Here is a 21,054-nt window from a genome sequence, read left to right as displayed (position 1 = left end):
GCTAGCGGTGTGTGCGGCGCAGCATCGCTGCGATGCCGACCGGCGGTTCGCTAGCAGCAGCCGTGCTCGCCGCGTTCCGTGCCACCCGCGGCGGCCGCGCTGCCCTTCGTCTCGCCGCGCGCGCTGGCTTCGTGGTGACGCGCGATCACGCGCGCCACGCACGCGGTCACGCGCTTGCCCATCGGGATGTGCAGGAATTCGTTCGGGCCGTGGGCGTTGGAATGCGGGCCGAGCACGCCGGTGATCATGAACTGCGCGTCGGGGTATTTCTCGCCGAGCATGCCCATGAAGGGGATCGTGCCGCCTTCGCCCATGTACATCGCGGGCTGGCCGAAGAATTCGCGGCTGGCCTCGTCGATGGCCTTCGTGAGCCACGGCGACATTGCCGGGGCGTTCCAACCGGTCGAGGCCTTTTCGAGATCCAGGGTGACTTGCGCGCCGTAGGGCGGGTCCTTTTCGAGGGTCTGCTTGAGTACGTCGCCGGCGCGTTTGCCGTCCAGCGTGGGCGGCAGGCGCAGCGAGAGCTTCACGGCGGTATGCGGGCGCAGCACGTTGCCGGCCGAGGACAGGGGTGGCATGCCATCGACACCGGTGACCGACAGCGCGGGGCGCCAGGTGCGATTGAGCACGAGTTCGGTGAGGTCGTCGGCCATCGGCTTTTCGCCGGGCAGGAAGGGGAACTTGTCGTACACCGCGGTGCCGACGACTTTCGCCGCTTCCTTCGCCTGGACCAGGCGTTCGTCGGGAATCTTGTCGTGCAGCCCGTCGAGCAGGATGCGGCCGGTGTCCTCGTCTTCGATGCGCGAAAGCAGATCGCGCAGGATGCGGAAGCTCGAAGGCACGATGCCGGACGCATCGCCCGAGTGCACGCCTTCGCTCAGCACCTTCACCGTGAGGTTGCCGCCTGCCAGGCCGCGCAGCGAGGTCGTGCACCAGAGCTGGTCGTAGTTCGCGCAGCCCGAATCCAGGCACACGACCAGCGAAGGCTTGCCGATGCGATCGGCAAGGTGATCGACGTAGGCAGGGAGGTCGTAGCTGCCGGACTCCTCACAGGCTTCGATCAGGATCACGCAGCGCGCATGGGGAAGCTGTTGTTCCTGCAGCGCGAGGATCGCGGCAAGCGAACCGAAGATCGCGTAACCGTCGTCCGCGCCGCCGCGGCCGTACAGGCGATCGCCCTTGATCACCGGCTTCCAGGGGCCGAGGTCGTCGTCCCAGCCGGTCATTTCCGGCTGCTTGTCCAGGTGGCCGTAGAGCAGCACGACGTCGTCGTCGCTGCCGCCATTGGCCGCCGGGATTTCCAGGAAGATCAGCGGCGTGCGGCCCTGCAGGCGCACCGTTTCGACCTTCATGCCGGCGATCGTCTGCGCCTTCGCCCAGGTTTCCATCAGCGCGACGGCCTGGTCCATGTAACCGTGCTGCACCCAATCGGCGTCGAACATCGGCGACTTGTTGGGAATGGCGATGTATTCGACGAGGCGCGGGACGATGTCGTCGTCCCACTTGCGCTCGACGTAGCGTTCGAGGGCGGGGGCGTCGAGGGAACGATCCATGCGGAGGCACCTGGGGCGGGAAAGGCCACGATTCTAACGCGGGGGGTCCAGCCGCATCAGACATTCCCTACACGCCCGGCCTGAAAACAGTGACGAAGCGGCGCGGCAAAACCTGATGGGTTCGCAGGGCGCGGATCGGGAAACTGCACGTGTCCGCCGCATCGTGTGGCGGGCAAGGAAGCAACGCCCACCTCGTCAGGGAGAGACCCATGTACTCGTTCGTCAAAACCACCGCCGTCGCGCTGCAAGCGATGGCCCTCGCCGTCCTGTTCGCGGGCGCCGCATACGCGGCCGACTCCGTGGACATCAATACCGCCGACGCGCAGACCATCGATCGCGTCCTGGTCAACATCGGCCCGTCGAAGGCGCAGGCCATCGTCGCCCATCGCGAAGCCAACGGGCCGTACAAGAGCCTGGAGCAACTCGCGAAGGTGAAGGGCATCGGCCTGAAGACGGTCGAGAAGAACCGCGACCGCATCCAGTTGGGCGGTGGCGGCACGAAGGGCGCGGCGAAACCGGCGTCGGCGGCCGCCGCGCCCTGATCGGCAACGCGATCCGGCTTTACAGGTGGCGTCCCGGCGGCATCCGCCGTTGGGCGGGGCGTCGTGCAGGGATGGGCCGCAACGGATGGCTGCCCATTCCTGCCCTTTTCATTCCTATCTTTTTTGGCGAAGGGACAGGTAGGCTGGCGCGCATGCCGACCGCTCGCTCCCGCGTGGTGCCCGCCAACGAATATCGCCGCGAGCGCTGGCGCAACGGCGCGGGGTGGACGCGCGAGATCGCGGCCGAACCGGCGCGCGGCGAATGGGCGTGGCGGTTGTCGATCGCGGAGATCGAACAGGACGCGCCGTTCTCGCGCTTCGAAGGCATCGATCGCGAAATCGTGTTGTTGTCCGGCAACGGCGTTCGCCTGCATTTCGAGGATGGCAGCGTGCATGCGCTCGAGCCGCCGCACGGGCGGTTGCGGTTCGCGGGCGAGGCCAACGTGTCGGGTGCGTTGATCGACGGCGCGACGCAGGACTTCAACCTGATGTGGCGCCGCGAGGCGATCGAAGCACAACTCTGGCATCGGCCGCTCGTGGGCCCGATGGTGATCTTCGCCGAGCCCGGCACGACGTGGGTCGTGCACCTGCTCGCGGGGCAGGCCCGATTCGCAGACGACTCGGGCTTGCCGTCGCTCGCGGCGGGGGACACCGCGTTGTTGCAGGCGGGCGATGCGCGCCTGCGGCATGTGCTCGATGGCGGTGGCGAGGTCTTGCTGGCGCAGTTGCGGCCGCGCTGAGCGTCAGGCCATCGTCATCAGAACAAGGCCGGCACCAGCACCACAAGCATCACCACGAGGGACACGCCGAGGACACTGACCGCCAGTTCCTTCGCGTTACGGCCGCGCGCCCACATCCAGATGCCCGACAGGCCGAGCAGGAACATTGCGATGGCGAAGCTGTCGGCGAGGATCGTCCAGCCGATGCCGCCGCCCACCGCCTTGTGCAAACGGTTGAAGGCGGCGAGCGTGTCGTGCCGCATGTGCTTCACTTCGGCAGTCGTGGTGCCGGGCGTGTAATCCATCGACCACGCCTCGCTCGCGCTGCCGCCGGAGAACGTCCACTTGGGTGCGTGAGGCTTTTTCGCGGCGCCTTCCTTGGCACCGTCGCGCTTCGCGCCCGGGTTCGCACCACCGGGCGGGCCCTTGCGAATGACCTGCGCATCCAGGCCCTGCGTCGCGCGCAGCCACAACGACAGGGCCTCGGGAGAGGTTTGCGCATCGACGGGGATCTGCAGCGTCACGCGCGCTTTCTCGTCGCTCTTGCCCTGCGGCCACGCGCCGTCGCCGAAGCGATGGTTCATCACCAGTCCGGTGAAGCCGTAGATCACGGCGGCGAGCGCGCCCCATGCACCGATCCAAAGATGGACCTGGCGGATCCATCGATACGTGGTGGCGGAACGTCGGGCGGGCAGGGCGGTGGATGCGTTCATCGGGCTCGGGCCACTCGGGTCAGAAGTTGTAGCGGAGGCTTACGGTCGCGGCGCGCGGGGACCCGGGCGTGATGTTGTTGTCGCTGTTCGCCGTGACCGCATATTCCTTGTCGAAGAGGTTTTCGACGTTGAGCTGCAGCGACAGATGTTCGTTGGCGTCGAAGAATACAGCCGCGTCGTAGCGCGTGTAGCTCCGCAGGGTCACCAGGTTGCTGATGTTGGCAAAAACCTCGTCGCGGTACTGCGCCCCGAAGCCGAGGCCCCAGCGCTCGGAGACGTCGAAGCGATTCCAGAGCGAAAACGTGTTTTCAGGAAGTTGCGAGAGGCGCTTGCCGCTATCGGCGCCAGCGAGGATTTCGCCGTCCTGCCACGCATACGCACCCATGACGTGCCACCAATCGGTCAGCGAACCTGCCAAGCCGAACTCGACGCCCTTCGCGCGCTGGCCGTCGACGAGGATGGACGTCTGGGCGTCGATCGGGACGATCACGTTCGAGCGGTCGAGGCGGTAGACCGCCGCGGTCACGGCCAGGCGCGAGGTGATGTCCCACTTCGCGCCGATTTCGTAATTGGTGAACTCTTCGGGATCGAGCGCCTGGTTGGTGACGTTGAGCGAGGAAAGTTGGTCGCCCGAACGCGGCTGGTAGGCCACGCTGTAGCTCGCGTAAATCGACATCGCATCGACGGGCTTGTAGACCACGCCTGCACGAGGAGACCAGAGGTTGTCGGTCGCGTTGAGGTTTCGTGCCGGGTTGCCGGCAGTGAGTCGATTGTTGGTGTAGTCGACGTCGAACCGATCGAAGCGTACGCCGAGGATCGCCTGCCAGTGATCGCTCAGTTCCACCTGGTCCTGCACGTACAGGGCAGCGGTGTTGGCGACGCTGTTGTTGTCGGCGTCGGTCGCCGACGGACGGAAAGCGATCGGCCCCTCGTAGCGCGGGTAGGACAGGGGCACGTTGACGGACGTCGCGCTGGAGCCGGGCGCGCCGAAGTAGCCGGTTTCGCGATGGTTGTCGGTGTCCTGGTGGCCGAATTCGGCACCGGCGAGCAAGGTGTGCTGCAGGTTGCCAGTCGTGGCCTTCCAGGTGAAGTCGGTCTGGTTGAAGAAGTTCCTGCGCGTGGTGGCGTTGTTGTAAGCGTTGATCGCGACTTCCGTGCGTGCCGAGTTGACCGCGCCGGGGAAGATGTTCTGGTAGAACTTGTCGTAGTCGGCGATGCGCGTGCGATTGCGCAGCAACGCGCCGCCGCTGAACCCATGTTCGACGAGCGCCGTGAAGGCATCGACGTCGGCGGTCACATCGCTGCGGTTCGGATCGCCGAAAAACGTGGACGGATCAACGTCTAGGGGCGTGCGGCGACCGTTGTACGCGTTCGGCTCGGAGGGCACCCCGCGATCGGCGACGCGCTCGTCTTCGAAGTGCTCATACGACAGGACGATGTCGGTGGATTCGCCGGCGGAGAAGCCGATCGTCGGATTCAGGCCCCAGCGACGGACGTTGAAGTCGTCGCGGTAGCTTTCGGAATCCTCGAACATGCCGTTCACGCGGAAATCGACGCGCTCGTTGATGGGCTGGCCGAAGTCGGCGGCCACGCGCCGCCTGTTCCAACTGCCGAACTGCGCGGAGAGTTCGCGCACGGTCTTTCCGTCAGGCTGTTTGGTGGCGCGATTGACGACGCCGCCGGAACCCCCGCGACCGAAGATCATCGCGTTCGGGCCCTTCAGCACCTCCACGCTTTCGATGTTGTACAGATCGCGGATGTACTGCACGTCGTCGCGCATCCCGTCCACGAACATGTCGCCGGTGGTGCTGCTGCCGCGAAAGACGAGCGTGTCGCGATTGCCTTCGCCCTGCGCGACGCCCACTCCCGGTACGAAGCGGAAGACGTCGGCGAGGCTGGTCATCGCCTGGTCTTCGATCAATTGCTGGGGAATGACGGTGATCGATTGCGGGGTATCGCGCAGCAGGGTCGGCGTCTTCGTGGCGGTCGAGGACTCGGGCACGAGGTAGTCGTCGCGCTTGCCGACGACTTCGACTGCGTCCAGCTCGCGCGTCTTCCGTTGCGCTTCGTCGGCGGCGTGGACGGGGGCGATGGCGAAAGCAAGCGCAAGCGCAAGCGGCGTCGCGCGGAGAGCGGCGTGGGGCATGACGTCCTCAGGATTGTCGGTGCGGCGTGGGGCCGCGGCGACGCCATGTTAAATGCGAGCGATTCGCAAATGCAAATGGTTTGCATCGAGTGCCGACCGGCGGCGGCCCCGCCTGCACCTTCAGGTGTCGTCGCGGGTCCACACCGCCCCGTCTTCGACCTTCACCGGGTACTTGCGTACCGGCGCATAGGCGGGCGCGTTGAGCGCGCGTCCGTCGCGTACGTCGAACTTCGAACCGTGCAGCACGCATTCCACCGTCGCCTCTTCGCCGTCGTACGGGCCGGAGGAAAGGTCGAAGTCTTCGTGCGAACACCGGTCTTCGAGTGCGTAGTAATCGCCGTCGTAGTTGAAGACGACGATCGGCGTATCGCCGTCCCAGGCGACTTTCGATTCGCCGGGCAGCAGCTCCGACGTCGCGCACACCCGCACCCAGGTCACAGCGCCTTCTCCATCACTTCGAAACGCAGATCCTCGCGCAGCGGGATGCCGAAGCGCGGATCGCCGTAAGGGAAGGGTTTCTTGATGCCGGTGCGCGCGTAACCGCGGCGCTCGTAGAAGGCCATCAGTTCGTCGCGGATGTCGATGACGGTCATGCGCATCGTCGGCAGCGACCAGTCCTCGCGCACGATGCGCTCGGCTTCGGCCAGGACCGCCTTGCCGATGCCGCCGCCCTGGATGCCGGGCTGCACGGAGAACATGCCGAAATACCCGGCGCCGCCGTCTTCGCAGACGTGTGCGCAGGCAAGCATGGCGCCGTCGCGTTCGGCGATGAGCACGCGGCTGCGCGGGCGCGCGATGTCCAGGCGCAGGACGTCGGCGTCGATGCGCGCGCCGTCGAGGAAGTCGGCTTCGGTGGTCCAGCCGGCGCGGCTCTCGTCGCCGCGATAGGCCGAGGTGACGAGGGCGACGAGCGCATCGAGATCGCCGAGGCCCGCCGCGCGGAATTGCAATTCGCCCATGTGCTGCGCAGTCCCTGGGATCACGGGGGCACAGTCTAGCCGAGCAGGCGCCGCACCTTGCGCAGGGCGACCGCGAAGGCCTCGATCTCGTCGTGCGTGTTGTAGAACGCAAGCGAGGCGCGGCAGGTCGCCGGCACGCCGTAGAAGGCCATCAGCGGATGCGCGCAATGGTGGCCCGAGCGCACCGCGACGCCTTCGAGGTCGAGCAACGTCGCGAGGTCGTGCGCATGCGCGCCCTCGACGAGGAACGAAACGACGGCTGCCTTGCGCTCCGCGGTGCCGATGATGCGCACGCCGTCGATCGAAGCCATCGCTTCGTTGAGGTGCGCGAGCAGCGCGGCTTCGCGCGCGGCGATCGCGTCCATGCCGATCTCGTCGAGATACGCCACCGCGGCGCCCAGGCCGACGTGGCCGGCGATGTTCGGCGTGCCCGCTTCGAAACGATGCGGCGGATCGTTGTAGACCGTGCCTTCGTAACGCACTTCCCTGATCATCTCGCCGCCGCCGAGGAAGGGCGGCATCGCGGCCAGCAATTCGCGTCGCGCCCACAACGCGCCGGTCCCCGTGGGCCCGCACATCTTGTGGCCGGTGAAGGCGTAGAAATCGCAACCGATTGCGGCGATGTCCACCGCCATGTGCGGCAGCGCCTGCGAGCCGTCGATGACCGTCGTGATCCCGCGCCTGCGCGCCTCCCGGCAGATCTCCGCGACCGGGTTGATCGTGCCCAGCACGTTCGACACGTGCGCGACGCCGAGCAGCTTCACCTCGGGCGTCATCGCCGCATACAGCGCGTCCATGTCGAGCGCGCCGTCGGGACGCAGCTCCGCCACGCGGATCGTCGCGCCACTGCGTTCGCAGATCAGCTGCCACGGCACGATGTTCGCGTGGTGCTCCATGCGCGTGAGCAAGACGACGTCGCCCGCCTTCAGCCGCGGCAATCCCCACGAGTACGCGACCAGGTTGATCGCAAAGGTCGTGCCGCTGGTGAGCACGAGGTCTTCGCTCGCCACGTTCAGGTGCCTGGCGAGCGACGTGCGCGTGCCTTCGTAAGCCTCCGTCGCTTCGCTGCCGAGCGTATGCACCGCTCGGCTCACGTTGGCATTGTGGCGGCGGTAAAACGCATCGACCGATTCGATCACCGACGCCGGCTTCTGCCCGGTGTTCGCAGAGTCGAAATAGATCAGCGGCTTGCCGTGGATCTCGCGGCGCAGCAGCGGGAAATCTGCACGGACGCGGGCCCAATCGATGTCGGCGAGCGGTGCGACGATGCTCACGCGGCGCGCTCCAGGGAAGCCAGGGCGCGGTCGAGCGCGCCTTCGGCGAAGGGACGCAGCTGGGCGTCGAGCCCGGTCAACACATCGCGGCAGAACGCGGCGGTGAGGAGGCGGCGCGCATCGCTTTCCGGCAAACCACGCGAACGCAGGTAAAACAACGCCGTCGGGTCGAGTCCACCGACCGCCGCGCCGTGCGCGGCCTGCACTTCGTCGGCGTGGATTTCCAGGACGGGCTGTGCGTCGATCTCCGCGTTCTCGCTGAGCAAGAGGTTGCGGCTGGACAACGCGGCATTGCTCCCATCGGCGCCTGCGCGAATGAGGATGCCACCGTGCAGGACGGCACGGCTGCGATCGGCCGCGAGCCCGCGCCACTTCAGGTCGCAACGTGTATCGCCCGCGACGTGATCGATGTTCAGGCGCGTGTCGATGTGGCGGCGGCCCGTTCCGAGCAACACGCCATCGGCCTGCACGCTCGCGTTTGCGCCGAGGAGCCGGCAACCGAATTCGTGGCGCGACAGGGCGCCGCCGAGTTCGAGGTCGAGCCGACGATAGCGGGCATCGGCTTCCAGCGAGGCATCGGTGCGTGCGAACAAGGTCGTGCCCGCTGCTTCATCCTGCACGCGCACGTGCATCAACGATGCACCACGCGCGACGCGAACGGTCGATAGGCTGTTCGCAAGATGCGAATGCACGCCGGATGCGAGGTGATGCTCGACGATGCGCACTGACGCGCCTTCGCCGACATCCATCGCATGCCGCAAGTGCCACGCCTGGTCCTGCGCGGCCGCAGCGCCGACGAACACGAGATGCAAGGGCGCCTGGATCTGCGCGCCCGCGTCGACCCGAATACGCGCGCCGGTGTTCGCCAGCGCCGCGTTGAGCGACGCGAACACGCGATCGGGCCCGCCGACATCGACGCACTCGACCACCGGGCCGGCGTCCATCGACACGCCCTCGGGTAGCGCAGCGAGTGACGACAACGTCGCATCGAACATGCCATTGACGAATACCAGCCGTGGGCCGTCGATGCCCGCAAGCAAGGCCGCATCGATCGCGTCGGCGCGCGCGGGCGCGAACACCCGCCGCTCCAGTGCCCGCAGGGACGTGTACTTCCACGCCTCGCTGCGCGCCTTCGGCAGCCCATCGCGCAGCGCGGCATCGAGCGTCGCGCGACGCGCGGCGTCGCCTTCGAACCCTTGCGCCAACGATTCCAGCAACACGCTCATCAGGCAGCGGCCTCCGGCGCCTTGCGGTCGGCGATCCACGAATACCCGTGCTGCTCGAGTTCGAGCGCCAGTTCCGGTCCGCCGGATTCGACGATACGGCCGTCTGCGAGCACGTGCACGACATCCGGCCTGATGTAGTCGAGCAAACGCTGGTAATGCGTGATCACCAGGAACGCGCGCTCGGGCGAGCGCAACGCGTTGACGCCCTCGGCGACATTGCGCAGCGCATCGATGTCCAGGCCCGAGTCCGTTTCATCGAGGATCGCCAACTTCGGCTCGAGCACCGCGAGCTGGAAAATCTCGTTGCGCTTCTTCTCGCCGCCGCTGAAGCCCTCGTTGACGCCGCGATGCAGCAGGTCATCCTTCAGGTGCAGCACGGCGAGCTTTTCGCGCACCAACTTGAGGAACTGCATCGAATCCAGTTCCGATTCCCCGCGCGCCTTGCGCTGCGCGTTGAGCGCAGAGCGCAGGAAGTAGGTGTTGTTCACGCCCGGGATTTCGACCGGGTATTGGAACGCGAGGAACACGCCGGCGGCGGCGCGTTCTTCGGGTGCCTGCGCGAGCAGGTCGCGGCCTTCGAACGAAACCGAACCTTCGACGATTTCGTAGCCTTCGCGCCCCGCGATCACGTTGCCCAGCGTGGATTTACCCGCGCCGTTGGGACCCATGATGGCGTGCACCTGGCCCGGTGCGAGCGCCAGCGAAAGGCCCTTGAGGATGTCGCGCCCGGCGACGCGGACGTGGAGGTTGTCGATCTTCAACATGTGGGGTCTTGTCCTGGTTCGGTCAGCCGACGGCGCCTTCGAGCGAAACCTCGAGGAGCTTCTTGGCTTCCACCGCGAACTCCATCGGCAGTTCGCGGAACACGCTCTTGCAGAAGCCGTCGACGATCATCGACACCGCGTCTTCTTCGGAAATGCCGCGGCTGCGGCAGTAGAACAGCTGGTCGTCGCTGATCTTGGAAGTGGTCGCTTCGTGTTCGACGATCGCCGTCGGGTGCTTCACTTCGATGTAGGGATACGTGTGCGCGCCGCACTTCTTGCCGATCAGCAACGAATCGCACTGCGTGTGGTTGCGCGCGCCCTGCGCGCTGCGTTCCACCTTCACCAGGCCGCGATACGCATTCTGCCCGCGGCCCGCGCTGATGCCCTTGCTGACGATCTTCGACTTGGTGCGCTTGCCGACATGGATCATCTTGGTGCCGGTGTCGGCCTGCTGGCGATGATGCGTCAGCGCGACCGAATGGAACTCGCCGACCGAATCGTCGCCGAGCAGCACGCAGCTCGGGTATTTCCAGGTGATTGCCGAACCGGTCTCGACCTGCGTCCACGAAATCTTCGAGCGCGCGCCACGGCATTCGCCGCGCTTGGTCACGAAGTTGAAGACGCCGCCGCGGCCTTCTTCGTCGCCGGGATACCAGTTCTGCACGGTGCTGTACTTGATTTCTGCATCATCGAGCACGACCAGTTCGACCACCGCCGCGTGCAGCTGGTTTTCATCGCGCATCGGCGCGGTGCAACCTTCCAGGTAGGACACGTAGCTCTTGTCTTCGGCGATGATCAGCGTGCGCTCGAACTGCCCGGTGTTCACCGCGTTGATGCGGAAGTACGTGCTCAATTCCATCGGGCAGCGCACGCCCTTGGGGATGAAGACGAAGCTGCCGTCGGAGAACACCGCCGAATTGAGCGCGGCGAAATAGTTGTCGCCCGTCGGCACGACGCTGCCCAGGTACTGCTGCACGAGCTGCGGGTGCTCGCGGATGGCTTCGGACATCGAACAGAAGATGATGCCTTTCTCCGCGAGTTCCTTGCGGAAGGTCGTGCCGACGGAGACCGAGTCGAACACCGCGTCCACTGCGACACCGGCGAGCTTCGCCCGTTCGTGCAGCGGTACGCCGAGCTTCTCGTAGGTATCGAGCAATTCCTGCGGCACTTCGTCGAGCGAGGCGTACTTGGCTTTCGGGGCGGAGTAATAGCTGATGGCCTGGAAGTCGATCGGTGCGATGTCGAGCTTCGCCCAATTGGGCATCGGCATCGTCAGCCAATGGCGATACGCAGCCAGCCGCCACTGCAGCATCCATTCCGGCTCTTCCTTCTTCGCCGACAGGAAATGGAGGGTGAGTTCCGACAATCCCGGCGGCAGTGCGTCGGATTCGATGTCGGTGACGAAGCCGGCGTCGTAGCGACGGCCAAGCTGTTCGAGGATTTCGGCGTTGCTTTCGTGGTTCATGATCAAACCGTCGCCAACGTGGCGGGAATGGAGCGGCGCGATTCGATGGGCGCAGGGCCGAGCATGTCGGCGAGCGTGACTTCGCGCAGCGCGTGCGCGACGACATCGTTGATGCGTCGCCAGTTCGCGCGCACGCCGCAGGAGGATTCGATGCCGCAGTTGCTCGCATGCAGGCTGCATTCGGTCATGCCCAGCGGCCCTTCCATCGCTTCGACGATGTCGACCAGCGAAATGGCGTGCGCTTCGCGTGCGAGCCGATAGCCGCCATGCGCACCGCGGAAGCCGGCGACCAGGCCCGCCTGCGCGAGCGGCTTGAGCAGCTTGGCGACGGTGGTGACTTCCAGGCCCGCGCGTTCGGCGAGCTCGGCCGCGCTGTGCACGCGTTCGGGCGCTGCAGCCAGGACGGTCAGGACGACCGTCGCGTAATCGGTGAATTTCGTGACCCGCAGCATGGCAAGGAAGCGACCTGTAAAACGGACTGAAATTGTACGTTTTAACCGGCCGCCGAGCCAGCACCCACGCCTGCGACGGCAGGGGAGGGCCAGGGAGGGGTTCAGTCGGGAGGCGTGAAATCAGCCCGCAGCAGCGGGCCTGGCCTGCGCTTCAGCAGTCGCCGGAGGCGGCGGCAGCTTGAATTCGACGAAGGGCACCGGCGGTTGCTGCCCCGGCGGGAGGTACGCCGGCGCCGGTTCACCGCCCGCGCCGAGCGACTTCACGAAACGCAGGATCGCCAAACGGTCCTGGTCGCTCATGGCGCGCACGGCGAAGTCGGGCATCGGCGGGCGGGTGTGCAGCGCGGCGGTATAGGCCAGCCACTGCGCATCGTCCATGTCGGCGGCCTTCAGGCGCAGGTTGGCGGCGTACGTCGTGCCCCACGGTCCGTTCCAACCCACGGGCGAACCGACGAGCCATTGCGCCTTCGGCACCGTGCCGCCGCTCTGGGCATAGCCGGGCGTGTGGCAATCGTTGCAGCCGGCGATGCGCACCACGTAGTCGCCGCGTTCGATCAGTTGCGCATCGGTCAGCGCGGCGGGCATGGCGGCCAGGTGCGGCGTCGCGACGGCGGCATCGGCCTTGCCTTCATTCGCGGGTTTGCACGCGCCCAGCGCGAGGACAAGGGCGGCGGGAATCATGAGGGTCGTAACGCGCATCGGTCGGGGTCGGCAACTTGGATGGAACCGGGGAATACGCATCGCGCGCTTTCGAACGGCCACGAAGATGGCGACTTCACTCGCGAAGCCCCACAATCCGCATCTTTCCTCGTTCGGATGCCTGCATGACCCGCAAGATCGTCGCCCGTCGTTCGCAGATCCACGGCAACGGCGTGTTCGCCGCGGCCCCCCTCAAGAAGGGCGAGCGCCTCATCGAATACAAGGGCCAGCGGCGCACCCACGAAGAAGTCGACAACGACACCACCGGCGACGTCGAGAGCGGCCACACCTTCCTCTTCACGCTCAACGACGAGTACGTGATCGACGCCAACCACGGCGGCGGCACCGCGCGCTGGATCAACCACAGTTGCGATCCCAACTGCGAAGCCGTTCTCGAAGAGGCCGACGGCGACGACCGCCGCAAGGACCGCGTGTTCATCGAGGCGATCCGCGCCATCAAGCCGGGCCAGGAACTGACGTACGACTACGGCATCACCCTGGACGAGCCGCACACCGCCCGCCTGAAGAAGATCTGGGCCTGCCACTGCGGGTCGAAGAAGTGCACGGGGACCATGCTCAAGCCCAAGCGCTGAGCCACCGCTTCCGGGCGTGATGCCCGGAGTAGGGAAAAGGTTTGCATGACTCTCGGGACGCGGCGCGCGCGTCCCGCGTGAATAGCCTGCGCGCATCTCCTCCGACCCGGACGTCCTTCTCCATGCGCAGCCGCTTCACCGCCGCGGCGTTGACCGCCGCCATCCTGCTTGCGCTTTCTTCGGGACAGGCCCTGGCCATCACGGTCGACGGCAAGATCGATCCGGCCGAATGGCAGGGCGCGCAACACGTCACCGACTTCCGCATCACGCAACCGCTCACCGGCGCGCCGGGTTCGCAGCCGACCGAAGCCTGGATCCTCGCCACGCCGGAAGGCCTGGCGATCGGTTTCCGCAACACGCAGCCCTCGAGCATCCCGCGCAACCGGCAGAAGATCCGCCGCGACGAGCAGGCGCAGGTCGACCGCAACAACCTGATGATCGACTTCGACGGCGACGGGCGCACCGGTTACAACTTCATGGTGAGTTCCACCGACGGCATCAACGATGCGGTCATCACCAACGAAAACCGCTTCTCGACCGACTGGGACGGCAACTGGCAACACGCCGCGAGCGAAGACGAGAACGGTTGGTACAGCGAGATGCTGATTCCCTGGTACATCGCGCCGATGGCCAAGGGCAAGGACGGCAAGCGCACGTTCCGCATCTACCTCGACCGCGTGATCGGCGACACCGGCGAACGCAGTGCGTGGCCGGCGGCGAGTTTCGAGCGCCCGCGCTTCCTGTCGGACTTCACCCCGATCGAGTTGCCCGTCTACAACCAGGCACTGATCGCCATCACGCCCTACGTGTCGGGGCTGTACGACATCGTCGGTAGCAACGAGAACTTCGACGCCGGCGCCGACATCTTCTGGAAGCCCAACGGCCAGTTCCAGCTGACCGCCACGCTCAATCCCGACTTCGGCCAGGTCGAGAGCGACGACATCGTCGTCAACTTCAGCGCGAACGAAACCTTCTTCAGCGACAAGCGCCCGTTCTTCACCGAGAACCAGGGCCCGTTCGAATTCACCACGCCGTCCGACTTCAGCCAGCTCGTCTACACCCGCCGGGTCGGCGGGCCCACCGACGATGACTCGGGCGCGGGCGACATCACCGCGGCGGTGAAGGCCAACGGCAGCTTCGGCGCGACCAAGTACGGCGTGCTCATCGCCGATGAAGCCGACCCGGTCGGCCGCACATTCACCGCGCTGCGCCTGTCGCACGACTTCGCCTCGCAGAACGTCGGCATGATGGTGACGCAGGTCGATCGCCCGTATTTCGATCGCACCGCGACGGTCGTCGGTTTCGACCAGAACTGGCGCCCGAACCAGAAGTGGAACATCCAGAACCGCCTGATCTTCAGCGACATCGACGAAGGCGCGGCGGCGAGCCCGGACTGGGGCCGCGCCGGCAAGGGCGACGGCTTCACCACCATCGTCGACTACGAGATGGACCACGGCTGGCGCCAGCAATTCCTCGCCATGCACTTCAGCAACGACCTGGAAATCAACGACTTCGGTTTCCTTTCGCGCCCCGACCTCAATTACGCGCACTACGAGATCAAGAAGCGCATCACCGACATGGCGAAGGAATCGGCGTACTCCTCCCACGATTGGCGCTGGCGCGTTGACGGCTCCAACGACGACTCGGGCCTGCGGCTGCAGCGCCAGTTCCGCATGAGCGTTTCGAGCCAGCTCAAGGACGGCGGCAACGATTACGCACAGATCAACATCAACAGTGCGGGCCACGACGACCGCATCCTGCGCAGCGACGCTTTCCTGGATACGCCGGCGAACTTCAACGCCTTCGCCGAAAAGAACTGGCCCCGCCAGGGCGCGTGGGCGTTCTACGCGAACTTCGGCTTCGACAACAACGGCATCGGCGACGCCAACAACGATCGCCACATCGGCTGGAACACGCAGTTCAAGCCCACGTACTTCATCAACGACGACCTGAGCGTCTACACCACGCTTTACGCCGAGCGCACGCCGCAATGGATGCTCTGGTTCGGCGACAACCTCATCGGCACCTTCAACGAGCATGCGCAGCAGCTCGACTTCGGCGTGGACTGGAATTTCCGCGGCAACCAGGAGCTGCGCGTCAAGATGCAGGCGCTGGGTTTGAACGCGGACCTGCGCCAGGCCTGGCGCGTCGCTCCGAACGGCACGCCGGTACCGACCAACGATCCGGTCAACGACTTCAGCCTGAGCAACCTGGGTTTCCAGGTGCGCTACCGCTGGGAGTTCAAGCCGCTGTCCTACCTGTACGTCGTGTACGGCCGCGGCGGCGACCTGTTCAACGAGTTCTCGCAGGATCAGACGCGCGACGCGCTCAACGACGCGTTCTCGCTGCGCGACGATGAGCAGCTCGTGGTCAAGCTGAGCTACCGCTTCGAGCTGTAAGGGCTACTGCGCGATTTCGCGCAGGTCGGCCGACGCGATATGCCACGCCCGTTGTTCGGGCGTGGCGCCGTCGACCACCGCGCGGCGCAGCGTGTAGGCGCCGACGTAGCGGCGCACCGTGCCGTCGCGGGAAGTCGCTTCCACCGCGACCGGCACTTCGATGTACCGCGATCCCATCGCGCCTTCCATGCGTGCGGGCGCATCGAGCGTCACGACGACATCGGTGGTATCGGCGAAGCCTGCGGCGAACTGTTCGGGCGTCTGCCCACTCGAGCGGCCACCGTCGCTCCACAGGGCGTAGGCGCTGGGGTAATCGTGCGAGCGGATCGCGTCGTAGTAGCGCTGGATGGCCTGCACGGCGTCGTCCGACGTGGGTTCGGCATCGGTGGCGGCCGTGCCGTCGTCGTTCGCACCGTCATCGCTCGCCGCCGGATCCGAATCGTCGATCGCGATGTCTTCCTGGTCGGCGACGGTCGCGTTGTCTTCCGGTTGCCCCGGGCCGGGCGCGGTGGGCATGCCGGTGATCGAACCGCGCGTGCCTTCCGGCGTCGGCAAGGGATCCATCGCGCTGCCGTCGGGGCGGCGGGCGACGCCGCCGGGTTTCTCGCCGCACGCGGCGATCGACAGTGCAGTCAGGCACAACAGGCAAAGCAGGGCGACGCGCGACATGGACGGTCCGAAGGCTATTGGTCGAGGTGCAGGACGACCTTGCCGTCGCCGATCGTGGTTTCCCCGATGCGGCGCCCGGCCAGCGTCCCCCACGCATTATCGTCGAGACGATAGACCGGTTCCTGTTTCGCGTAATCGGACAGCCAGGTGTTGATCGCGCTGCGGGCGGGCGCGGTCATCGCGCCGCCGAGCGCGGGGACGTCCACGTCGATGAGGGCCGGGTCCACCAGGTGCAGGCCGCGCGTGGAAGGATCGAATCGCAACCCGCTCTGCAGCGCGAAGTGCCCGGCGGTCGACGTGTGGTCCATCCCCAGGCCGCCGAAGCCGACGTCGAAGTCCATCTGCAGGCGGTTGCTGCCTTGCGGGATCGTCAACCGCGGGTGCATCACGCGCAACGTGACCAGGCCGCCGAGCTTCTCGTAGTCGCGCGGGAATTGCCGATCGAGGTAACGCTGCAACTGCGGCGCGGTGAACGCGACCTGGTTGCCCACCAGGGCACTGATCGTCGTGCAGGCCGTCAGCAGGGCGGCGAAGGTGGCGGCAAACGCGAAGGCGAGGGCGGGGCGGCGCATCCGGTGGGTCTCCGTCGGGGAATGCGCGCAGCGTGCGCCACCGCGCGTGAATCGTCGATCCATCGCAAGCGGGCAAAAAAAACGCCCGGCGAACCGGGCGTCTTTCATGAAGCCTTGGTCAGGCGCCTCAGGCGGCCGCGTCCTTGAGCTTCTTCAGCGGGCGCACCTTCACCTTGACGCTGGCGGGCTTGGCGGCGAACCACTGCTCTTCCTTGGTGAACGGGTTGATGCCCTTGCGCTTCGGCTTGGCCGGCACGTTGACGACGGTGATCTTCAGCAGGCCCGGCAGGGTGAACGCACCCGCGCCCTTCTTGCTGACCGAACCGTGCACGGCGCCTTCCAGCGACGACATCACGGCGCGCACGTCGCGCGGAGCGACGCCCGTCTGTTCGGAAATGTGCGCAACCAGGCCCGACTTGCCCAGCGCTTCCTTGATCGGCTTCGGCGCGGCCGACTTGGCTGCGGACTTCGGAGCGGCCTTCTTCGATGCGGCTTTCTTCTTCGCCATATGTGTCCTGATGACTCGTGTTTGAGTTGATGGAATGCCTGGTTGTCCCCCTCGGCCAGCGGAATGTAGGGCATGCCCGCGTTGCCGCCAAGCCCCGGAGGCGGTTTTTTTCGGGCTTTTTTCAAGCTACGGACGAACGGGGCATGTTTTGGCCGGTCAATCCTCTTCGATCCGTGGCTTGAAGGCTTCCACCAGGCGTGATTGCACCTGCGCCGGAACCGGCTCGTAGTGGCTGAAGTCGAGCGCGTAGCGGCCGCGGCCGGCGGTCACGGATTTCAGCTCGGCGGCGTAGCCTTCCAGTTCCGAAAGCGGCACCTGCGCCCGGATCACGATTTCGCCGCCGCGCAGCGAATCGGTGCCGCTGATGCGCGCGCGCTTGGACGACAGCCCGCCGCTGATGTCGCCCATGTGCTGTTCGGGCGCGGCGACCTCCAGGTCGACGATCGGTTCGAGCACCTGCGGCCGCGCTTTGGCGATCGCGTCCAGGAATGCTTTCTTGCCCGCGGCGACGAAGGCGACTTCCTTGCTGTCCACGCTGTGGTGCTTGCCGTCGTAGACGACCACGCGCACGTCCTGCAATGGGTAGCCCGCGACCGCGCCGGCGCCCAGCACCTGCCGCACGCCCTTTTCCACGGCGGGCATGAATTGCCCGGGGATCGTGCCGCCTTTGACTTCGTCGACGAATTCGAAACCGCCGCCGCGCGGCAAGGGTTCGATGCGCAGGAAGACTTCGCCGAACTGGCCGGCGCCGCCGGTCTGCTTCTTGTGGCGATGGTGGCCGTCGGCGCGCGAGCTCACGGTTTCGCGATAGGCGATGCGCGGCGGACGCGTGGCCACTTCCACGCCGTGCTTGTCCTTCAGGCGCTGCAACATCACGCGCAGGTGCAGGTCCGACAGGCCGCGCACGACGGTTTCGTTGAGCTCGCCATGGTGTTCGACGGCAAAGGCGGGATCCTCTTCGGCGAGCTTGTGCAGCGCGGTGGAGAGTTTTTGTTCCTGCCCCTTGTGCGCGGCTTCCACCGCCAGGCCGAACATCGGCTTCGGGAATTCGGCCGGCGCCAGGCGGATCTGGTCTTCGTCGTGCGAATCGTGCAGCACCGCGTCGAAATGCAGCTCGTCGATCTTGGCCACCGCCGCGATGTCGCCGGGCACGGCCTGCGCGACCTCGACGTGGTCCTTGCCCTTGAGCTTGAACAGGTGCGCGACCTTGAACGGCTTCTTGCCGTCGTCGACGAACAACTGCGTGTCCTTCTTCACCGTGCCCTGGTAGACGCGGAAGATGCCGAGCTTGCCGACGAAGGGATCGTTGACGATCTTGAAGACGTCGGCGATGACGTGTTTCGCCGGATCGGGCTGCGCGTCGATCGGCGTGGCGCCTTCGCCCAGGCCCTTGATGAAACTCGGCGGATTGCCTTCGCCCGGATGCGGCAGGAGTTTGTCGGTGATCTGCAGCAGATCGTCCATGCCGACGCCGCTGCGCGCGCTGACGAAGCACACGGGCACCAGGTGCCCTTCGCGCAGGCATTGTTCGAAGGCGTCGTGCAACTCCTGTCCCGACAGACCGTCCTCGCCGAGGTCGAGGTAATGGTCCATCACGGTTTCGTTCACCTCGACCACCTGGTCGATGATCTTCTGGTGCCAATCGGCGACCGGGCCGAGGTCCGAATCGCCTTGCGCGAGCTTGCCCGAATAGCCGAAGCAATCCACCACGCGCGTGCCGCCGTCGGCGGGCAGGTTGAGCGGAAGCACTTCGGGGCCGAAGGTTTCGCGCAATGCATCGAGCAGGCGTGCGTTGTCGGCTTCGGCGTGGTCGATCTTGTTGATGATGATGACGCGGCACAGGTTGCGCGCCTTCGCGTACTCCATCATGCGGCGCGTGCCGTATTCCACGCCCGCGCCGGCATCGCACACGATCGCGACGGTTTCCACGGCCGCGAGGGTCGAGAGCGTGGGGCCGCGGAAATCCGGATAGCCGGGGGTATCGAGGAGGTTGACGTGCACCGGTGCGTTGTCGGTGCCGGTGTCGATGCTCGCGATCGCCGCATCGATGGAATGGCCGCGTTCCTTTTCGATCGGGTCGAAATCCGAAACCGTCGTGCCACGCTCGATGCTGCCTGCCGTCTGGATCGCGCCGCCGGCATGCAGCAGGGCTTCGAAGAGCATTGTTTTGCCGGCGCCGGGGTGGCCTGCCAGGGCCACGTTGCGAATGTTTTCGGTGGAATAGGACATGAGGCCGTCTCTCCCGATGTGCGGGTGGAAGTCAGGCCGTCATGGCTGTCCGCGAGTGCGAGACGAACCGGAGCGTGTCTGCCGTCCTGGCTGTTCGCCGGGCGGGCCGTCATGGCGGGGGCCCCGGCGAGCGCGTCGCCGGGATGGCAAATCTCCCGCAGCAGCGGTGAAGGGTCAAGCATGGCCGTGGAGTAGGCTGGCCATCCCCCACCCGCGAGCAGCGCCATGGCCTCGATCACCCGCAAAGCCACCGCCCATTGGGAAGGCGACCTCAAGTCCGGCCAGGGCAAGCTGGACACGCCGCAGAGCGGCCTGATGGCGGGCACGCGCTACGGCTTCAACACGCGCTTCGGTGGAGAGAAAGGCACCAATCCGGAAGAACTGATCGCCGCCGCGCACGCGGGCTGCTTCACGATGGCGCTGTCGGCCAAACTCACCGAAGCCGGCCATCCGCCGCAAACGCTCGACACCCAGGCCGAAGTGGAACTCGGCATGGACGGTGGACCGACGATCACCGAGATCCGATTGAAGACGCAGGCGCGCGTGGCCGGGCTGGATCCGGCGAAGTTCCGCGCGCTGGCCGACGATGCCAAGCAGAACTGCCCGGTGTCCAAGGCCTTGAGCGCCGTTCCGATCTCGCTGGAAGCCGAATTGCTGGGGTGAGGTCTTGACGCTGCACAACGCGCGCTGACGCGCTGCTGTCGGCGCGCTAAACGTTCCTGGCTGCAAGCGTTTCCACGCCCGATCGATTCAGGGTGCATTGCCCGCGCCGACCCGACGATCCCCACGCGCCATTCCGGCGCTTGGAGTCCCGCCATGAAGCGCTTGTCCGCCACCTTGCTCGCACTGGGCCTGGCCGCTGCCGTGGGAACGGCGTCGGCGCAGACGTACGGCGGTTATTCGAACCAGGGATATTCCAACCCCGGTGATTCGAACCAGTCCAACGCGATCTACGACTGGGCGCGCGTCGTGCGCGTGGATCCGGTGATCGATTCGCGTTACGCGTCGGGCTACGGCAACAACGGGTACGCCAACAACGGGTACGTGAACAACAACGCGAATCGCTGCTACACCTCCGGCGGTTCCTATCCGACCAATCGCGGCTACGCATCGAACGGCACGTACCCGCCCAACGACCCGTACTACCCGCAGCAGGGCCGCTACGGCACCGACACGGGCCGCACGGTCGCGACCGTCGTCGGCGGCCTGGCCGGTGCGCTGCTCGGCAGCAAGGTCGGTGGCGGCAGCGGGCAGGTGGCCGCGGCGGCGATCGGTTCGATGGTCGGCGGACTCGCCGGCCGGCAGGTCTACGAAGGCACGCAGCGCCGCAAGTACGAGCGCAGCAGCGTCACCGTGTGCGACGACCAGTACGGCAACAACACTGGCTACAACGGCAACAACAACAACAGCTACGGCAGTTACAACACGGGCAACGACGGCCGCGTGGTCGGCTACGACGTGACCTACGAATACGCAGGCCGACAGTTCAGGACGCGCACCGACCATCACCCCGGCGACCGCATCCGGGTGCGCGTGGACGTGAATCCGGAACAGTGATTTCAGGGAGGGGGC

At 66.2% G+C, this 21,054-nt stretch carries 21 protein-coding genes; 6 read left to right on the top strand and 15 right to left on the bottom strand.

Translation table 11 applies throughout. From position 1 onward, the window contains the following. Positions 1 to 50: 50 nt before the first annotated feature. Positions 51 to 1,553 (bottom strand): M20 family metallopeptidase, encoded by a 1,503-nt coding sequence (locus tag ACXJJ8_RS10780; RefSeq protein WP_499029780.1) that lies wholly within the window; start codon positions 1,551 to 1,553, stop codon positions 51 to 53. A gap of 209 nt (positions 1,554 to 1,762) precedes the next feature. Between ACXJJ8_RS10780 and ACXJJ8_RS10775 the strand changes: the two genes are divergently transcribed. Next, on the top strand, positions 1,763 to 2,095 hold the full coding sequence (locus ACXJJ8_RS10775; protein ID WP_499029777.1) for a ComEA family DNA-binding protein: 333 nt from the start codon (positions 1,763 to 1,765) through the stop codon (positions 2,093 to 2,095). A gap of 152 nt (positions 2,096 to 2,247) precedes the next feature. After that, positions 2,248 to 2,835, top strand: coding sequence for a HutD/Ves family protein (locus tag ACXJJ8_RS10770; protein ID WP_499029775.1), 588 nt, complete (start codon positions 2,248 to 2,250; stop codon positions 2,833 to 2,835). Positions 2,836 to 2,852: 17 nt separating this feature from the next. Here ACXJJ8_RS10770 and ACXJJ8_RS10765 read toward each other — a convergent pair whose 3' ends face one another. The 10 genes from ACXJJ8_RS10765 to ACXJJ8_RS10720 form a co-directional block, all read right to left on the bottom strand. After that, entirely contained in the window at positions 2,853 to 3,527 is a 675-nt protein-coding gene (locus ACXJJ8_RS10765) for a PepSY-associated TM helix domain-containing protein (protein ID WP_499029773.1), read from the bottom strand. Positions 3,528 to 3,546: 19 nt separating this feature from the next. Further along, a complete protein-coding gene (locus ACXJJ8_RS10760; protein ID WP_499029770.1) occupies positions 3,547 to 5,673 on the bottom strand; it encodes a TonB-dependent receptor in 2,127 nt (708 codons plus the stop codon). Positions 5,674 to 5,793: 120 nt separating this feature from the next. After that, a complete protein-coding gene (locus tag ACXJJ8_RS10755) occupies positions 5,794 to 6,111 on the bottom strand; it encodes a Rieske (2Fe-2S) protein (protein ID WP_499029768.1) in 318 nt (105 codons plus the stop codon). Further along, positions 6,108 to 6,632 carry a GNAT family N-acetyltransferase gene (locus tag ACXJJ8_RS10750; RefSeq protein ID WP_499029766.1) on the bottom strand — a complete coding sequence of 175 codons (525 nt, stop codon included), beginning with the start codon at positions 6,630 to 6,632 and terminating at the stop codon, positions 6,108 to 6,110. Before ACXJJ8_RS10750 ends, ACXJJ8_RS10755 begins: the two co-directional genes overlap by 4 nt. A 35-nt stretch (positions 6,633 to 6,667) precedes the next feature. Further along, positions 6,668 to 7,906, bottom strand: a complete 1,239-nt coding sequence (locus ACXJJ8_RS10745) for a cysteine desulfurase (RefSeq protein WP_499029764.1) — start codon at positions 7,904 to 7,906, stop codon at positions 6,668 to 6,670. After that, positions 7,903 to 9,132 carry a Fe-S cluster assembly protein SufD gene (gene sufD, locus ACXJJ8_RS10740; RefSeq protein ID WP_499029762.1) on the bottom strand — a complete coding sequence of 410 codons (1,230 nt, stop codon included), beginning with the start codon at positions 9,130 to 9,132 and terminating at the stop codon, positions 7,903 to 7,905. Before sufD ends, ACXJJ8_RS10745 begins: the two co-directional genes overlap by 4 nt. Then, the gene (gene sufC / locus ACXJJ8_RS10735) at positions 9,132 to 9,896 is read right to left on the bottom strand and encodes a Fe-S cluster assembly ATPase SufC (RefSeq protein WP_499029759.1); all 765 of its coding nucleotides are present in this window, start codon (positions 9,894 to 9,896) and stop codon (positions 9,132 to 9,134) included. The genes sufD and sufC overlap by 1 nt, the downstream gene beginning before the upstream one ends. 22 nt (positions 9,897 to 9,918) lie before the next feature. Continuing rightward, positions 9,919 to 11,361, bottom strand: a complete 1,443-nt coding sequence (gene sufB, locus ACXJJ8_RS10730) for a Fe-S cluster assembly protein SufB (protein WP_499029757.1) — start codon at positions 11,359 to 11,361, stop codon at positions 9,919 to 9,921. Positions 11,362 to 11,363: 2 nt separating this feature from the next. After that, complete coding sequence (locus ACXJJ8_RS10725) at positions 11,364 to 11,813, bottom strand: SUF system Fe-S cluster assembly regulator (protein WP_499029756.1); 450 nt, start codon at positions 11,811 to 11,813, stop codon at positions 11,364 to 11,366. Between the two features lie 120 nt (positions 11,814 to 11,933). Further along, positions 11,934 to 12,512 (bottom strand): cytochrome C, encoded by a 579-nt coding sequence (locus ACXJJ8_RS10720; protein WP_499029755.1) that lies wholly within the window; start codon positions 12,510 to 12,512, stop codon positions 11,934 to 11,936. A gap of 125 nt (positions 12,513 to 12,637) precedes the next feature. Here ACXJJ8_RS10720 and ACXJJ8_RS10715 point away from each other — a divergent pair, with 125 nt between their 5' ends. Together ACXJJ8_RS10715 and ACXJJ8_RS10710 are read left to right on the top strand one after the other, a co-directional pair. Beyond that, positions 12,638 to 13,105, top strand: a complete 468-nt coding sequence (locus ACXJJ8_RS10715; protein WP_499029753.1) for an SET domain-containing protein — start codon at positions 12,638 to 12,640, stop codon at positions 13,103 to 13,105. A 122-nt stretch (positions 13,106 to 13,227) separates the two neighbouring features. Further along, positions 13,228 to 15,504 (top strand): DUF5916 domain-containing protein, encoded by a 2,277-nt coding sequence (locus ACXJJ8_RS10710; protein ID WP_499029751.1) that lies wholly within the window; start codon positions 13,228 to 13,230, stop codon positions 15,502 to 15,504. A gap of 3 nt (positions 15,505 to 15,507) precedes the next feature. Here the strand turns inward: ACXJJ8_RS10710 and ACXJJ8_RS10705 are convergent, their stop codons facing one another. The 4 genes from ACXJJ8_RS10705 to fusA form a co-directional block, all read right to left on the bottom strand. Further along, on the bottom strand, positions 15,508 to 16,173 hold the full coding sequence (locus ACXJJ8_RS10705; RefSeq protein WP_499029749.1) for a hypothetical protein: 666 nt from the start codon (positions 16,171 to 16,173) through the stop codon (positions 15,508 to 15,510). A gap of 14 nt (positions 16,174 to 16,187) precedes the next feature. Continuing rightward, entirely contained in the window at positions 16,188 to 16,745 is a 558-nt protein-coding gene (locus ACXJJ8_RS10700) for a DUF1439 domain-containing protein (RefSeq protein ID WP_499029747.1), read from the bottom strand. Positions 16,746 to 16,872: 127 nt separating this feature from the next. Continuing rightward, a complete protein-coding gene (locus tag ACXJJ8_RS10695; RefSeq protein ID WP_498960603.1) occupies positions 16,873 to 17,253 on the bottom strand; it encodes an HU family DNA-binding protein in 381 nt (126 codons plus the stop codon). Between the two features lie 156 nt (positions 17,254 to 17,409). Further along, positions 17,410 to 19,482, bottom strand: coding sequence for an elongation factor G (fusA, locus tag ACXJJ8_RS10690; RefSeq protein WP_499029745.1), 2,073 nt, complete (start codon positions 19,480 to 19,482; stop codon positions 17,410 to 17,412). A 225-nt stretch (positions 19,483 to 19,707) separates the two neighbouring features. Here fusA and ACXJJ8_RS10685 point away from each other — a divergent pair, with 225 nt between their 5' ends. Both ACXJJ8_RS10685 and ACXJJ8_RS10680 read left to right on the top strand, forming a co-directional pair. Then, the gene (locus ACXJJ8_RS10685; RefSeq protein ID WP_499029744.1) at positions 19,708 to 20,145 is read left to right on the top strand and encodes an OsmC family protein; all 438 of its coding nucleotides are present in this window, start codon (positions 19,708 to 19,710) and stop codon (positions 20,143 to 20,145) included. A 153-nt stretch (positions 20,146 to 20,298) separates the two neighbouring features. After that, positions 20,299 to 21,039 (top strand): glycine zipper 2TM domain-containing protein, encoded by a 741-nt coding sequence (locus ACXJJ8_RS10680; RefSeq protein ID WP_499029742.1) that lies wholly within the window; start codon positions 20,299 to 20,301, stop codon positions 21,037 to 21,039. The last annotated feature ends 15 nt before the right edge of the window (positions 21,040 to 21,054 follow it).

Source organism: Lysobacter sp. P5_C4 (assembly GCF_054049695.1).
The sequence above is the reverse complement of the archived record's forward strand: the minus strand, read 5'-3'. Positions and strand labels throughout refer to the sequence as shown.

What these genes read in the sequence shown, in the direction of transcription:
- ACXJJ8_RS10760 (WP_499029770.1), bottom strand. Translation starts at nt 5,673, where the DNA reads ATGCCCCACGCCGCTCTCCGCGCGACGCCGCTTGCGCTTGCGCTTGCT.
- fusA (WP_499029745.1), bottom strand. Translation starts at nt 19,482, where the DNA reads ATGTCCTATTCCACCGAAAACATTCGCAACGTGGCCCTGGCAGGCCAC.
- ACXJJ8_RS10725 (WP_499029756.1), bottom strand. Translation starts at nt 11,813, where the DNA reads ATGCTGCGGGTCACGAAATTCACCGATTACGCGACGGTCGTCCTGACC.
- sufC (WP_499029759.1), bottom strand. Translation starts at nt 9,896, where the DNA reads ATGTTGAAGATCGACAACCTCCACGTCCGCGTCGCCGGGCGCGACATC.
- sufD (WP_499029762.1), bottom strand. Translation starts at nt 9,132, where the DNA reads ATGAGCGTGTTGCTGGAATCGTTGGCGCAAGGGTTCGAAGGCGACGCC.
- ACXJJ8_RS10700 (WP_499029747.1), bottom strand. Translation starts at nt 16,745, where the DNA reads ATGCGCCGCCCCGCCCTCGCCTTCGCGTTTGCCGCCACCTTCGCCGCC.
- ACXJJ8_RS10680 (WP_499029742.1), top strand. Translation starts at nt 20,299, where the DNA reads ATGAAGCGCTTGTCCGCCACCTTGCTCGCACTGGGCCTGGCCGCTGCC.
- ACXJJ8_RS10750 (WP_499029766.1), bottom strand. Translation starts at nt 6,632, where the DNA reads ATGGGCGAATTGCAATTCCGCGCGGCGGGCCTCGGCGATCTCGATGCG.
- ACXJJ8_RS10710 (WP_499029751.1), top strand. Translation starts at nt 13,228, where the DNA reads ATGCGCAGCCGCTTCACCGCCGCGGCGTTGACCGCCGCCATCCTGCTT.
- ACXJJ8_RS10775 (WP_499029777.1), top strand. Translation starts at nt 1,763, where the DNA reads ATGTACTCGTTCGTCAAAACCACCGCCGTCGCGCTGCAAGCGATGGCC.
- ACXJJ8_RS10715 (WP_499029753.1), top strand. Translation starts at nt 12,638, where the DNA reads ATGACCCGCAAGATCGTCGCCCGTCGTTCGCAGATCCACGGCAACGGC.
- ACXJJ8_RS10780 (WP_499029780.1), bottom strand. Translation starts at nt 1,553, where the DNA reads ATGGATCGTTCCCTCGACGCCCCCGCCCTCGAACGCTACGTCGAGCGC.
- ACXJJ8_RS10685 (WP_499029744.1), top strand. Translation starts at nt 19,708, where the DNA reads ATGGCCTCGATCACCCGCAAAGCCACCGCCCATTGGGAAGGCGACCTC.
- ACXJJ8_RS10765 (WP_499029773.1), bottom strand. Translation starts at nt 3,527, where the DNA reads ATGAACGCATCCACCGCCCTGCCCGCCCGACGTTCCGCCACCACGTAT.
- ACXJJ8_RS10695 (WP_498960603.1), bottom strand. Translation starts at nt 17,253, where the DNA reads ATGGCGAAGAAGAAAGCCGCATCGAAGAAGGCCGCTCCGAAGTCCGCA.
- sufB (WP_499029757.1), bottom strand. Translation starts at nt 11,361, where the DNA reads ATGAACCACGAAAGCAACGCCGAAATCCTCGAACAGCTTGGCCGTCGC.
- ACXJJ8_RS10720 (WP_499029755.1), bottom strand. Translation starts at nt 12,512, where the DNA reads ATGCGCGTTACGACCCTCATGATTCCCGCCGCCCTTGTCCTCGCGCTG.
- ACXJJ8_RS10705 (WP_499029749.1), bottom strand. Translation starts at nt 16,173, where the DNA reads ATGTCGCGCGTCGCCCTGCTTTGCCTGTTGTGCCTGACTGCACTGTCG.
- ACXJJ8_RS10770 (WP_499029775.1), top strand. Translation starts at nt 2,248, where the DNA reads ATGCCGACCGCTCGCTCCCGCGTGGTGCCCGCCAACGAATATCGCCGC.